Below are 13,631 nucleotides of genomic sequence, written 5' to 3' on the forward strand. Positions count from 1 at the left end.
GGGGGGTGCAGGAGATGAGCTGTACAGGCTGGTTACAGGGTGCGCAGGAACGCCAGGCCCTCCGTGGCGAGTTCGTCCTGGGTGGGAGCGAGCGGCCGCCAGATGGAGGCGGCGGTGGCGATGGTCCGGTTGTGCGCGGTGAACGACTCGATGACGAGCGACCCGTCGTACCCCGTGTCGCGCAGGGCCTTGACGAAGGCGGGCCAGTCGAACCGGTCGGCGCCGGGCGTGCCCCGGTCGGTGCCGCAGACCTGCACGTGCGCGACCCGCCCGGCCGCCGCCCGCACGGCCCGTGCCGGGTCCTTCTCCTCGATGTTCAGGTGATAGACGTCCAGGCAGAGGTCGCACCCGGGGGGCAGGGCGTCGAGCGCCTGCTCGACCGTGTTGACGAGGCTGGTCTCGTAGCGGTTGAGCGGTTCGACGGCCACGCGCACGCCCCGGCCTGCGGCGTGGTCCACGACCGGTTCCAGGTTCCGCCGCAGCTCGGCGTAGACGGCCCGCCGCTCGTCGGCGGACATCCGCCAGGTGCGGCCGACCGAGGAGTACGCGGGGCCGCCGATCACCGGCGAGCCGACGGTGACCGCCACGTCGACGCAGTGCCGCAGGTAGTCCTGCGTCTCGCCGACGGTGTCCGGCGACGCGGCCACGAGCTCACGGCCCGGCGGCATGACCAGGACCACCGAGGCGGCCAGCCCGTGCCGCGCCAGCAGGTCCGCGGCGCGGTGCGGATCCCAGTCGCCGGGCCGCTCGACCGGCAGCTCGACGACGTCGAATCCCCAACCGGCGATCCGCGGGACCAGGTGGGCGAGGTCCTCGTCGGTGAGCGGCGAGGTCCACACCCAGGTGTTCACTCCGATGGGGAACATGGCGTCAGCCCTTCTTCCCGCCCCAGTTCTCGGGGAAGCCGGGCAGGTCCTCACAACCGCACAGCGCGTAGTGCAGGGGCGGCATGTTGGGCTGGAGGTAGTCGTCGAGGTTCGCCTGGGTGATCTTCGGCTGGGGCAGGTTCCACACCTCCGGCACCTCCTCCCCCTTGAGGATCTTGAGGGCGGCGATGATCGGCGTGCGCCACTGGTAGGTGGGGTAGGTGGGGGCGATGGCGGTGAGGCCGTCGTCCTTCCACTTGCGCAGGAAGTCCTGCTGGTCCTCGCCGGTGATCGGCGGGACGGGCAGCCCGGCGTCCTCGAACGCCTCGGCGACGGCCACCGCCGTCGCCCCGGCGTCCATCCAGATGCCGTCGATCTTGCCGTGCCGCTGGATGTAGTCGCTGACGATCCCCTTGCTCTTGGCGGCGTCGCCGTCGGTGAACTCCACGCCGGCGACCTCCAGCTCGCTGGCGTCGAAGGCGACCTTCGCCGCCGACCAGCGGGTCTCCAGCACGTCCACGCCGGGGCTGATCCGCAGGGCGAGGATCTTCCCGCCCGCCGGTACCTTCTCCACCAGGAACTCCGCGGCGTCGGCGCCGAAGGCGTAGCCGCCGATGGGCTTGATGAAGGTGACCGGGCAGTCGGTCTCCACGCCCCGGTCGAAGACGATCACCGGCAGCGCGTCGCAGGCGCCCTTCACGGCCGGCGTGAGCGTCGCGGTGGTGTTGGGCGAGATGATCAGCGCGTCGCAGCCCTTGGCCTGGAGCTCGGCGATGTCGGAGATCTGCTTGTCGTCCTTGCCCTCGGCGTCGAGGGCGGTGAACTTCTCGATGTCCTTGTGCAGTGCCACCTCGGCCTGCATGCTGCGCCAGCCGACCTGCCGCCACGGGTTGTTGACCGCCGCGTTGGAGAAGCAGATCTCGTACGGCCCGTCCTTCTTGTGGGTGGCGGTGTCGACCATCTTCGGGTCGATGGCCTGCTCCCACGGCTTGTCCGCCGGCCCCTGCGCCGCCTTCCCGCGCATGGCGAGCTGGGCGTCGTAGTCCGCCTGGACGAAGAACTTCGACTGTTCCCCCGTACCGGCGGCCGGTCCCGCCGAGGAGGACGCGCCGGGGGCCTGGCTCGCGGTGGTCGCGGGCCTGTCGCTGGTACATCCGGCGGCGGCGAGCATCGTCAGCGTCGTCAGCGCCACGGCGGCGTGGACGAGCGGGCTAGGACGCGGCATGTGCGTCTCCTTTGGCTCGGGAAAGGGAGGGGAGTCTCACGGCTCCGGCAGCCACGGCTGCGATGATGATGACGCCCTGCACGGTGAACTCCAGAGCGCCGGAGATGCCGTACAGGTTGAGCAGGGTGAACAGGGCCTCCAGGGTGAACGCGCCGGCCATGGCGGCGACGACCGTGCCGCGCCCGCCGCCCAGCACGACCCCGCCGAGGACGACGGCGGTGATGGCCTGGAACTCCAGCCCCTGGCCGACCTGGGCCGAGACGCCGGCGAACCCCCCGAGCAGGATCCCGGCGACGGCCGCGGCCAGGCCGGACAGGGCGAACGCGAGGATCCGCACCCGGGCGACCCGCACCCCGGACAGCGCTGCGGCCCGCTCGTTGTCCCCGGTGGCGATGAGGGTCCTGCCGAAGTTCGCCCGCATGAGCAGGACGGCGGCGACGGCCACCAGCACGAGGATGAGCACGGCCCAGCCGGTCTCCCTGCCGAACATCCGGAAGCCCTGCGACAGCGCGCCGCGCGGGGCGCCGCCCGTCCACAGGAAGACCGCGCCGGACAGCACCAGCATCATGCCGAGCGTGGTGATGAACGACGGCACCTTCAGCAGGGTCGTCACCACACCGTTGACCAGCCCGACGACCAGCCCCAAGGCGATCAGCAGGGCCAGGACCGGCCAGGTGGCCGCCTCGTTCCCGTCGATCAGCCGGGCGGCGACGACCACCTCGACGGTGACCAGCGAGCCGACCGACAGGTCGAACTCGCCGGAGACGATCACGAGGTACTGGCCCACGGCGAGGATCACCAGCGGCGCGGCGCGGCGGACGAAGGCGAGGAACCCCGCCGGTTCGAGGAAGAACGGGTTCGCGATGGCGATGGCGGCCAGCAGGACGGCCAGCACCGCGAGAATCGGCAGCGCGCGTCTCACGCCCGTCTCCTTCCGAGCATGCCGGTACGGCGCGCGTAGACGGCCACCGCGGCCACGATGACCACGCCACGCACGACGTCCTTGACGAAGGAGTTCACCTCAAGCTGGTTGAAGAGGCTGTCCAGGACGGCGAGCAGCAGCACGCCGCCCACCGTGCCCGCCACCCCACCCCTGCCGCCGGCCAGCGCGGTGCCGCCGAGGACGACGGCGGCGATGGACTCGAGGTCGTACCCGCCGTCGGTGCCCACGGTCGGCGCTCCGGCGCCGAGCCTGCTGGCCAGCAGCAGCCCGGCGATCCCCGCGCACAACGAGCACAGCACGTGCGTGACGATCACCACCCGGTCGGTGCGGATGCCCGAGAGCCTGGCCACGTCAAGGTCGCCGCCGACGGCGTACACGCGGTAGCCGTACCTGGTCCGGCGGAGCAGGAACCAGGCGGCGAGCGCGACCGCCGCCCACAGCAGCGCCGAGACCGGAACCGGCCCGATCCGGTCGTAACCGAGATGCTGGAAGGACTCCGGGACCCGCCCGGCGGGGCCGTCGTAGAGGTGATCGACGATGCCCTTGATGATGAGCGCGACGCCGAGCGTCGCGATGAAGGCGTGCACCCGCAACTTGGTGATCACCAGGCCGTTGACCAGCCCGACCAGCGCGCTGATCCCCGCCACCGCGGCCACCGCGGGCACGACGCCCGCGTCCTGGCCGGCCATGGTCTCGGCCGCGACCAGCGAGGTGAGGCTGATCAGATAGGCGACCGACAGGTCGAGGCTGCCGGCGAGGATGGCCAGCGTCTGGCCCACGGCGACGATGCCGAGCGCGGCCGAGCGCTGTTGCACCCCGACGATGTTCTCCAGGGTGAGGAACTGCCCGCCGGACATGGCGACCAGCACCCAGCCGATCAGGATCACCCCGGCGAGCGCCAGGAAGACCACCCGGGTCGGGTCGGTGAGCGCGGACAGCCGGGCCCCGCGTCCGGGAATCGCCGTCATGCGACCTCCCCGGCGGCCAGGTGCATGATGGCCTCCTCCGACGCGCCGGCCGGCAGGGCGCCCGCGACGCGGCCCTCCCTGAGCACGATGATCCGGTCGCTCATGCCGATGAGCTCGGGCAACTCGGAGGAGATCATCATGATCGCGGCGCCTTCCCCGGCGAGCTCGCGCATCAGATCGTGGATGGCCGCCTTGGCGCCGACGTCGATGCCGCGGGTGGGCTCGTCGAACAGCAGCACCTTCGGGGCGACGGTCATCCACTTGGCGAGGACGACCTTCTGCTGGTTCCCCCCGGAGAGGTAGCGGACCTCCTGCTCGGGGCTGGGCGGCCTGAGCTGCACCCGGTCCAGCAGCTCGCGGATGCCGTCGCGGCCGCCACCGCCGCCCACCGCGCGGGCCACCAGGAGCGCGTTGTCGCGTACGGACTGGCGGGGGGCCAGGCCCTCGGCCTTCCGGTCCTCGGTGACCAGGCCGATCCCGGCGCGCACACCCTCGCGGACCGATCGGGGGCGCACCGGCGTCATCTCGCCCCTGGTGAACGGCTCGGCGCCGAACAACGCCTTGGCCAGCTCGGAGCGGCCTGATCCCTGGAGCCCGGCGACGCCGAGGATCTCTCCCGCGCGCAACTCCAGGTCGATGTCGTGTAATCGGTCGTTGCCGCCGCCGCTGACCCGCAGGCGGGTCTGTCCGGGTGACGTGGAGCGGGGCGGGAAGTAGCTGCTGAGGTCGCGCCCGACCATGAGCCTGATCAGGTCGTCGGAGGTCACGTCGCGGGTGGGGACCGTGGTGACCAGCCTGCCGTCCTTGAGGACGCTGACGGTGCCGGCCAGGTCGAACACCTCGCGCAGCCGGTGGGAGATGTAGAGCACGGCGATGCCCCGCTCCTGTAATCGCCGCACCAGCCGGTACAGCAGCGCGACCTCGTGCTCGGCGAGCGCCGCCGTCGGTTCGTCCATCACGACGATCCGGGCGTCCAGCGACAGCGCCTTGACGATCTCGACCACCTGCTGCTGGGCCACCGACAGGCGCTTGACCGGCCGGCGGGGGCCGAAGGAGTCCTCACCGATCTCGGTGAGCAGCCGGGCGGTCGCCGCGTCCATGGCGGCCCGGTCGACGATGCCGCGCCGTACGGGTTCGCGGCCCAGGAAGACGTTCTCGGCGACGCTGCGTTCCGGCAGCAGGTTGAACTCCTGGTAGATGATCGCGACTCCGGCACGCTGGGCGTCGAGCGGGTGCCCGAACGACACGCGGCGGCCGTCGATCTCGATGGTGCCCTCGTCCGGTGCGTGGACCCCGGTGAGGATCTTCATGAGAGTTGACTTGCCCGCGCCGTTCTCTCCCACCACCGCGTGGACCTCGCCCGCGGTCACCGCGAGATTCACGCTTTCGAGCACCCGGACACCGAGAAAACTCTTTCCGATGCCGGTCATGCTCAGCATCCCGCCTCCTCCCCTGCCGAGGCAGGGGGCGAGGCGGGATGTCCGTGGAGGTGGGGGGTGTGACGGACGTATGAAATACACATCCGACGGTTATCAGCCGAATATCGGCTAATGTCCTCCATGTTTCGGGATGGTAAATCCGTCATATGACGATGGTCAAGCAAAAGTGAGTTAGAATTCGCCGTAACCCTCGACCCGCGGACGGAAAGGGGTCGGAGTTGGCAGACTCGCCAGGGGCACTGCTCTCGATCCTGCGCGACGGCCAGGCCCGCACCCGGGCCGAGCTGGTCCAGCTCACCGGCCTGGCACGATCGACCGTCTCGCAGCGGCTCGACGCGCTGTTGCTCCAGCGCTGGATCGTGCCCGCCGAAGACACGATCTCCTCGGGAGGCCGGCCCTCCACCGCGTTCGCCTTCAACCCGCTCGCCCGCATCGTGCTCGCCGCCGACCTCGGCGTCACCCACGCCCACCTCGCCATCACCGACCTGCACGGCGCGATACTCGCCGAACACGCGGGCGACCTCGCCATCGACAAGGGCCCCGAGCCCTGTCTCGGCTGGCTCCTTGAGAACTTCACCAAGCTGCTGGCCGAGTGCGGCCACGGCCTGGCCGACGTCTGCGGGCTCGGCGTCGGCCTGCCCGGTCCCGTCGACCACCAGAGCGGCCGTCCCGTCAACCCCCCGCTGATGCCCGGCTGGGACGGCTTCTCCGTCACCACCTGGCTCGGTTCCCGGATCAGCGCTCCCGTGCTGGTCGACAACGACGTGAACATCATGGCGCTCGGCGAGCACACCGCCGCCGGCCCGCAGGCCGGTCACCTGCTGTTCGCCAAGGTCGGCACCGGCATCGGCTGCGGCATCATCGCCGACGACCGCCTGCACCGCGGCGCCCGGGGTGCGGCGGGCGACATCGGGCACATCGGCGTGCCCGGGTCCGAGGTGGTGTGCCGCTGCGGCAACATCGGCTGCCTGGAGGCGGTCGCGGGCGGCGGCGCGCTGGCCGCGCGCCTGCGCGGAGAAGGGCTCCAGACGGCCGACGCGCGCGATGTCGTACGGCTGGTCAGGGCGGGCGACACGCGGGCCATCCGGCTGGTGCGACAGAGCGGCCGGGAGCTGGGCCTGGTCCTGGCCTCGATCGTCAACTTCTTCAACCCGTCCCAGATCGTGATCGGCGGCGACCTCGCCGACGCCGGCGAGCACCTGATCGCCGGGGTCCGCGAGGTGATCTACGGCCGCTCCCTCCCCCTGGCCACCCAGCGCCTCGACATCCGCCCCAGCGCTCTGGGCGCGCGAGCGGGTGTCACCGGCGCCGCCGCCATGGTCGTGGACCACGTCCTCGCCCCCGACGCCGTGGACCAGTCCGTCCAGCGCTGACCGCCGCGCCCTGCCGTTCCGCTCTCCCGCAACCGACTTTTGGCGGAAATCGGCACATGTAAGTATCTCTAACGACAAAATGCTCTTTACTTCCGGCAAAAGCGGGTCTATACACCGAATATCAACATATGTCCGGAGGTGCCCGTGACCGTTGGTGTCTGGCTTGTCGGCGCGCGCGGTTCCGTCGCGACGACCGTCGCGATCGGAGCCGCCGCCATCAGGTCGGCGTTAGTCCCGTCCCAAGGCTGTGTGACCGAGTTACCCGGCTTCCCCGGCACTCTCCCTCGCATCGCCGATCTGGTCTTGGGCGGCCACGACATCACCGACATCTCACTGCGCAAACGGGCCGAGCGGCTCAGCGAATCCGGCGTCGTCCCGGCCACCCTGCCCGCCCGGCTCGGCCGGGATCTCGACGCCGCCGACGCGGAGATCAGGCCGGGCGGCGTCCCGGTGGCCCGGCTCATCGAGGACCTCGTCGAGTTCCGCGAACGGCACCGCCTCTCCCGGATCGTCGTGATCAACGTCTCCTCTACGGAGCCTCCCGCCGTCTCCCGCCCGGAGTTCGAGGACCTGGCCCTGCTGGAGGCCGCCGGCGCCGACATCCTCCCGTCGAGCAGCCGCTACGCCTACGCCGCCTTCCGCGCGGGCTGCGGCTACGTGGAGTTCACCCCATCCCCCGGACCGACGCTCCCCGCGCTCACGGAGCTCGCCGCACGCGAGTCCGTGCCCTACGCCGGACGGGACGGCAAGACCGGCGAGACCCTGGTCAAGAGCGCGCTCGTGCCGATGTTCGCCGCCCGCTCGCTGCGGGTCCGCTCCTGGTCCGGCCTGAACCTGCTCGGCGGCGGCGACGGGGCGACCCTGGCCGACCCGGCCGCCCGCGCGAGCAAGGAGATCTCCAAGGCACGCGCCGTCCCCGCGGTGCTCGGCGAGGAGGTCGAGGGACGGACCCACATCGACTACGTCGCCGACCTCGGCGAATGGAAGACCGCCTGGGACCACGTGACCTTCGACGGCTTCCTCGGCACCCGGATGTCCTTGCAGTTCACCTGGCAGGGCTGCGACTCCGCACTCGCCGCCCCCCTCGTCCTCGACCTGGCCCGCCTGGTGGCACGGGCACACGAGAAGGGCCATGTCGGCGTGCTCCCCGACCTGGGCTACTTCTTCAAGGATCCACTCGGCTCCAGCGAGCACGGCCTGGCCACGCAGTACGAACGGCTCCGCGCGTTCGCCGGGGAGCTGACGTGAGGGCGGGACCGGACGTGCGGGCGTTGCTGGAGCTGGTACGGGCGCCGGCGGCGGTGTCGGTGCCTGGGGACACCATGGCGGGGGCGGCCAGTGCGCGGCGGCCCGCGGTGTACGGGCTGGCGCTCGCCTCGACGCTGCTGTACTGGGCCGGGATGGCGCTCAACGACTGGTCCGACCGGGAGGTCGACGCCGTCGAGCGGCCCGAGCGGCCCATCCCGTCGGAGCGGGTCACGCCCACCGCCGCGCTGGGCGTGGCGGTGGGCCTGACGGCCGGGGGCCTGGCCGCCGCCGCGCTCGCGGGCGGGCGTCGGAGCCTGACGCTCGCGGGCATGCTGGCGGGCTGCGTCTGGTCCTATGACCTGCTGTTCAAGGGGACGGCCGCCGCCCCGGCGGCGATGGCCGCCTGCCGCGCCCTCGACGTGCTGCTCGGCGCCGGGGAACGAACCCGACGGGCCGCGCCGATGGCGCTGGCGATCGGCGCGCACACGTACGGGATCAGCGTGCTCGGCCGCGCCGAGGTGAAGGGCGCCGAGCGCGGCACCGTCAACGCCGCCCTCACCGCCACCGCCACGGCCGCCACCCTCACCGCCTTCGCCTGCCTGCGCTCCCGCCAGGAGACCCGGGGGCGTGCCGGGAGGACGGTCCGCCACCAGGCGACCCGAGGCCCGGCGGAGGGTGTCGGCGCGGTGGTGGCGGGGGTGCTGCTGGCGGGGTACGCGGGGGCCGCCGCGCGTACGCAGGCGGGACTGCGCGCCGATCCGAGCCCGGAACGCGTGCGGGAGGCGGTGCGGACGGCGATCCTCGCCCTGATCCCGTTGCAGGCGGCGGTGATCGCCGGACAGGGGCGGCTCGCCCAGGCGACCGCACTGCTCGCCGCCCTCCCGGCGGGCCGCGCACTCTCCGCCCGGCTGGCGACCTCATGACCGCCCTGAACTGGTCGTACTGCACCAACGGGTTCTCCGGGCACCGGTTGCCGGAGGCGTTGGAGGTGCTCGCCGAGCTCGGGTACACCGGGGCGGCGATCACCCTGGATCACGGCCACCTCGACCCGTACGCCCCCGGCCTGCCCAGGGAGGTAGCGGCGATCGGCGAGCTCCTCGGCCGCCTGGGCATGAACGCCGTCGTCGAGACCGGCGGCCGCTACACGCTCGACCCCCGGCGCAAGCACCATCCCACGCTACTGGACGACGCCGCCGATCTCCGGATCGACTATCTGACCAGGGCGATGCGAGTCGCCGCCGATCTCGGCGCCCCGGTGGTGCACCTGTGGAGCGGCGCGAACCCGGCGGGCCTGCCCCCGGACGAGGCGTGGGCGCGGCTGGCCCGCGGCTGCGAGCGCCTGCTCCATGAGGCCGAGCGCAGCGGCGTGGTGCTCGGGTTCGAGCCCGAGCCGGGCATGCTCGTGGCCGACCTCGCGGGCTACGAACGGCTCCGCGACTCCCTCGGCGGCCCCGAAAGGCTCGGGCTGACGCTCGACATCGGGCATTGCCGCTGCGTGGAGCCGTACGACGTACCGGAGTGCGTCCGCCGTGCCCTGCCGTACCTCGTGCATGTGCAGATCGAGGACATGCGCCGGGGCGTGCACGAGCATCTGGAGTTCGGCGAGGGCGAGATCGACTTCCCGCCGGCGCTCGCCGCGCTCGACGGCTACCGGGGACAGGTCGCGGTCGAGCTGGGACGGCACGGCCACGCGGCGCCCGACGTGGCCAGCCGATCGATCGACTTCCTGAGGAGGGCGCATGAACGAATGGACCACCTGGGCCGTACGGCAGGCGCGGGAAGACCCTGAGTCGGTGCGCCGCCTGTTCCCCCAGGCCGAGCGGAAGGGCGGGCCGGAGGCGCGCCCGGCGCTGCTGGCCCTGCTGGACGCCGAGACGATCATGACGCTCTACCGGGACGGCGACGCGGGCGAACGCCTGTCGATCCTGCGCGCGCTGCCGGACCTCGATCTCGGCCCGGCCGCGCTGCCGATCGTCGAGGACGCGCTGCGTACCAACGACACCCGGCTGATCGCCGCCGCGCTGGGCCCGTACGGCTCGCGCTGGCTGGACGATCACGCGTTCCGCCAGGGCGTGCTCAAGTGCGTGTTCATGTCGATCCCCCTCGCCGAGGTGGCCGGCCTGGACCGGCGCTACGACGCCGAGCTCGCCCGGATGCTCGCCGACCACGCCGCCGAACGGCGGGCGGCGGGCCGTACAGTCCCCGAGGACGTGCTGGAGAGGCTCCGATGAGAATCTTCGACCCCCATATCCACATGACGTCACGGATCACCGACGACTACGAGCGCATGTACGCCGCGGGCGTGCGCGCCGTGGTCGAACCCGCCTTCTGGCAGGGCCAGCCGCGCACCAACGTGGGCAGCTTCCTGGACTACTTCGACGCCCTGCTGGGCTGGGAGCCGTACCGTGCGGCGCAGTACGGCATCCAGCACCGCTGCGCGCTGGCGCTCAACCCGAAGGAGGCCGGTGACCCCCGGTGCGCGGGTGTGCTGGCGGAGCTGCCGCGCTACCTGCTGAAGGACGCGGTGGTCGCGGTCGGCGAGGTCGGCTACGACTCCATGACCGCGCGCGAGGAGGAGGTCTTCGAGGCGCAGCTCACCATGGCGGCCGAGGCGGACCTGCCGGTGCTGGTGCACACGCCGCACCGGGACAAGACGGCCGGCACCCGCCGCACGCTCGACGTCGTGGCGGCCTCGGGCCTGCCGCCCGAGCGTGTCCTGGTCGATCATCTCAACGAGCTGACGGTCGGCATGGTCGCCGATTCCGGCTGCTGGATGGGTTTCTCCATCTACCCCGACACGAAGATGGACCCGGACCGCATGGTGGCGATCCTCAAGGAGTACGGCACCGCGCGGATGCTGGTGAACTCGGCCGCCGACTGGGGCCGCAGCGACCCGCTGAAGACCAGGCAGGTCGCCGACGCCATGGCGGCCGCCGGGTTCACCGCCGACGACGTCGAACGGGTGCTGTGGCACAACCCGGTCGCCTTCTACGGCCAGAGCGGCAGACTGGCTCTCGATGATCACCCTGCCGAGGCCCCCGCCGAGTACGCGGGCAACACGATCAAGCGAGGCTGACGCCGATGCGCCTGCTGCATCCGGACGGCTCGCTCGTCCATCTCGCCTACTGCACGAACGTCCATCCCGCCGAGGACCTACCCGGCATCCGTGCCCAGCTCTCCGGCTTCGCGGCACGGGTGCGCGACCTGCTCGGCGTCCAGCGGCTGGGGGTGGGGTTGTGGCTGCCGTACGACGCGGCGCACGCGCTGCTCGCCGATCGCGCCGAGCTGGTACGGCTGCGCGGCCTGCTCACCGATCTCGGGCTGGAGGTCGTGACGCTCAACGGCTTCCCCTATCGCGGCTTCCACCAGGAGGTGGTGAAATATCGGGTCTACTCCCCCGACTGGGCGTGCGCCGACCGCCTCCACTACACCCTCGCCCTGGCCGAGATCCTCGCCGCCCTGCTTCCGGACGACGTCACCGAAGGCACGATCTCCACGCTCCCCCTGGCCTGGCGTACCGGCTGGACGGACGCCAAGGCGGACACGACGGCGCGCATGCTGACGGAGCTGGCGCGCGGCCTGCGCGAGCTGTCCGAGCGGGCGGGCAAGGTGATCAGGGTCGGGTTCGAGCCGGAACCGGGCTGCATCGTGGAGACCACCGCCCAGGCCGCACGTCACCTGCGGGACGTGGACCGCGACTTCCTCGGCGTCTGCCTCGACGCCTGTCATCTCGCCGTCGGCTTCGAGGACCCGGCGGTCGAGCTGGACCTGCCGATCGTGAAGCTCCAGGTGTCGTGCGCGATCGAGGCCCCGCCCGGTACGCACGCCGCGCTGGCGTCGTTCGACGAGCCGCGCTTCCTGCACCAGTCCCGCTCCGCCTCCGGCTTCACCGACGACCTGGCCGAGGCGCTGGCGGGCGGCCTGCCGTCCGGGGAGACCTGGCGGGTGCACTTCCACATGCCGCTGCACGCCGCCGCCCCGCCGCCGCTCACCACCACCTCGCCCTATCTGCGCGGGCTTCTCGGCACGCTGCTGGGCGGTGCCACGCCGCGCACCCGGCACCTGGAGGTCGAGACCTACACCTGGTCGGTGCTGCCCGCCGAGGGCGGCGGCAACGGAAACCTCGCCGAGGGCATGGCCGCGGAGCTCGACTGGACCCGGCGGGAACTGCTCGCCCTCGGACTGAAGGAGCTTTGATGACCCCCGTCGTCGTCATCGACGTGGTCGGCCTGACGCCGCGTCTTCTCGCGCACATGCCCAACGTGTCCGCCGTCGGGGCCGCGGCCACCCTGCGGCCGGTGCTGCCCGCCGTCACCTGCTCGATGCAGACCACCCTGCTCACCGGCGCGATGCCGCGCGAGCACGGGATCGTCGGCAACGGCTGGTACTTCCGCGACCTCGGCGAGGTACTGCTGTGGCGCCAGCACAACGCCCTCGTCCAGGGCGGCCAGCTCTGGGACGCCGTCCCGGGTCTGAAGACCGCCAACGTCTGCTGGTGGTACGCGATGGGCGCGGCCAGCGACCTGCTCGTCACGCCGCGCCCGATCTACCACGCCGACGGCCGTAAGTCGCCCGACTGCTACACCCGCCCGCCGTCGCTGCACGACGACCTGGAGTCGCGTTTCGGCACGTTCCCGCTGTTCAGCTACTGGGGGCCGACCGCGGGCATCGCCTCCTCGCGGTGGATCGTCTCGGCCGCCCGGCACATCCTGCGCGAGGAGCGCCCGGGGCTGCTCATGGTCTACGTGCCGCACCTCGACTACGACCTCCAGCGGTACGGCCCCGACGGCCCCGAGGCCATCGCGGCGGCGAAGGAGGTGGACGCCGCGCTCGCGCCGCTGCTCGCCGAGGACGCCACCTTCGTGATCCTCTCCGAGTACGGCATCACCGCCGCCGCGCGGCCGGTCGACGTCAACCGGGCCCTGCGCCGGGCCGGGCTGCTGGAGGTGCACACCCAGGCCGGGATGGAGTATCTGGACCCGTGGGCCTCCCGCGCGTTCGCCGTGGCCGACCACCAGATCGCCCACGTGTACGTACGCGACCCGGCCGACGTGGACCGCGCCCGCGACGTCTTAGGAGAACTGCCCGGGGTGGACGAGGTGCTCGACGGCGGCGGGAAGGCGAGATACGGCCTGGACCACGAGCGGGCGGGGGAACTGGTCGCGGTGGCCGAGCCCGACGCCTGGTTCACCTACTACTACTGGCTCACCGACGACCGCGCGCCCGACTTCGCGCGGCTCGTGGACATCCACCGCAAGCCCGGCTACGACCCGGCCGAGCTGTTCATGGACCCCGCCGATCCACTGGTGAAGGCCCGCGCCGGGCTGGCGCTGGCCCGTAAGAAGCTCGGCTTCCGATACCTGATGAACGTGGTGCCGCTGAACCCGGCGCCCGTGCGCGGCAGCCACGGCCGCCTGCCCGACGACCCCGCCGACGGCCCGGTGCTCCTCGGCCCCTTCGACGGCGACTCCTACGCCGCGACGGAGGTGAAGGAGCTGCTCGTCACCCTGGCGAAGCAGGCGACGGCGGAGCTCGGCGCGCGGCGGATGTCCTGAGCCTCGCACCCCTC

13 protein-coding genes are annotated in these 13,631 nt (G+C 72.0%); 8 read left to right on the forward strand and 5 right to left on the reverse strand.

Going from position 1 to position 13,631, the window contains the following annotated elements; translation table 11 throughout:
* Positions 1–32: 32 nt before the first annotated feature.
* The 5 genes from ACTMTF_RS16910 to ACTMTF_RS16930 are packed head-to-tail and all read right to left on the reverse strand — an operon-like array spanning position 33 to position 5,441.
* A complete protein-coding gene (locus tag ACTMTF_RS16910; RefSeq protein WP_441111513.1) occupies positions 33–866 on the reverse strand; it encodes a sugar phosphate isomerase/epimerase family protein in 834 nt (277 codons plus the stop codon).
* Between the two features lie 4 nt (positions 867–870).
* Entirely contained in the window at positions 871–2,091 is a 1,221-nt protein-coding gene (locus ACTMTF_RS16915) for a substrate-binding domain-containing protein (protein ID WP_441111514.1), read from the reverse strand.
* Complete coding sequence (locus ACTMTF_RS16920; RefSeq protein ID WP_441111515.1) at positions 2,078–3,013, reverse strand: ABC transporter permease; 936 nt, start codon at positions 3,011–3,013, stop codon at positions 2,078–2,080. The genes ACTMTF_RS16915 and ACTMTF_RS16920 overlap by 14 nt, the downstream gene beginning before the upstream one ends.
* On the reverse strand, positions 3,010–4,002 hold the full coding sequence (locus tag ACTMTF_RS16925; RefSeq protein ID WP_441111516.1) for an ABC transporter permease: 993 nt from the start codon (positions 4,000–4,002) through the stop codon (positions 3,010–3,012). Before ACTMTF_RS16925 ends, ACTMTF_RS16920 begins: the two co-directional genes overlap by 4 nt.
* Entirely contained in the window at positions 3,999–5,441 is a 1,443-nt protein-coding gene (locus ACTMTF_RS16930; protein ID WP_441111517.1) for a sugar ABC transporter ATP-binding protein, read from the reverse strand. The genes ACTMTF_RS16925 and ACTMTF_RS16930 overlap by 4 nt, the downstream gene beginning before the upstream one ends.
* A 218-nt stretch (positions 5,442–5,659) precedes the next feature.
* Here ACTMTF_RS16930 and ACTMTF_RS16935 point away from each other — a divergent pair, with 218 nt between their 5' ends.
* The 8 genes from ACTMTF_RS16935 (at position 5,660) to ACTMTF_RS16970 (ending at position 13,617) form a co-directional block, all read left to right on the forward strand.
* Positions 5,660–6,814, forward strand: a complete 1,155-nt coding sequence (locus ACTMTF_RS16935) for an ROK family protein (protein ID WP_441111518.1) — start codon at positions 5,660–5,662, stop codon at positions 6,812–6,814.
* A gap of 249 nt (positions 6,815–7,063) precedes the next feature.
* Positions 7,064–8,062, forward strand: a complete 999-nt coding sequence (locus tag ACTMTF_RS16940; protein ID WP_441111519.1) for an inositol-3-phosphate synthase — start codon at positions 7,064–7,066, stop codon at positions 8,060–8,062.
* Complete coding sequence (locus tag ACTMTF_RS16945; RefSeq protein WP_441111520.1) at positions 8,059–8,985, forward strand: SCO3242 family prenyltransferase; 927 nt, start codon at positions 8,059–8,061, stop codon at positions 8,983–8,985. Before ACTMTF_RS16940 ends, ACTMTF_RS16945 begins: the two co-directional genes overlap by 4 nt.
* Positions 8,982–9,851: a sugar phosphate isomerase/epimerase family protein gene (locus ACTMTF_RS16950; protein WP_441111521.1), complete on the forward strand. Its 870-nt coding sequence runs from the start codon at positions 8,982–8,984 to the stop codon at positions 9,849–9,851. The genes ACTMTF_RS16945 and ACTMTF_RS16950 overlap by 4 nt, the downstream gene beginning before the upstream one ends.
* Positions 9,802–10,293, forward strand: a complete 492-nt coding sequence (locus ACTMTF_RS16955; protein WP_397007008.1) for an EboA domain-containing protein — start codon at positions 9,802–9,804, stop codon at positions 10,291–10,293. Before ACTMTF_RS16950 ends, ACTMTF_RS16955 begins: the two co-directional genes overlap by 50 nt.
* Complete coding sequence (locus ACTMTF_RS16960; protein WP_441111522.1) at positions 10,290–11,138, forward strand: TatD family hydrolase; 849 nt, start codon at positions 10,290–10,292, stop codon at positions 11,136–11,138. Before ACTMTF_RS16955 ends, ACTMTF_RS16960 begins: the two co-directional genes overlap by 4 nt.
* 5 nt (positions 11,139–11,143) lie before the next feature.
* Positions 11,144–12,259 (forward strand): metabolite traffic protein EboE, encoded by a 1,116-nt coding sequence (gene eboE, locus ACTMTF_RS16965; RefSeq protein ID WP_441111523.1) that lies wholly within the window; start codon positions 11,144–11,146, stop codon positions 12,257–12,259.
* Positions 12,259–13,617 (forward strand): alkaline phosphatase family protein, encoded by a 1,359-nt coding sequence (locus ACTMTF_RS16970; RefSeq protein WP_441111524.1) that lies wholly within the window; start codon positions 12,259–12,261, stop codon positions 13,615–13,617. Before eboE ends, ACTMTF_RS16970 begins: the two co-directional genes overlap by 1 nt.
* Positions 13,618–13,631: the final 14 nt, after the last annotated feature.

Source organism: Nonomuraea sp. ZG12, from assembly GCF_052068115.1.
Lineage (GTDB): Bacteria > Actinomycetota > Actinomycetes > Streptosporangiales > Streptosporangiaceae > Nonomuraea.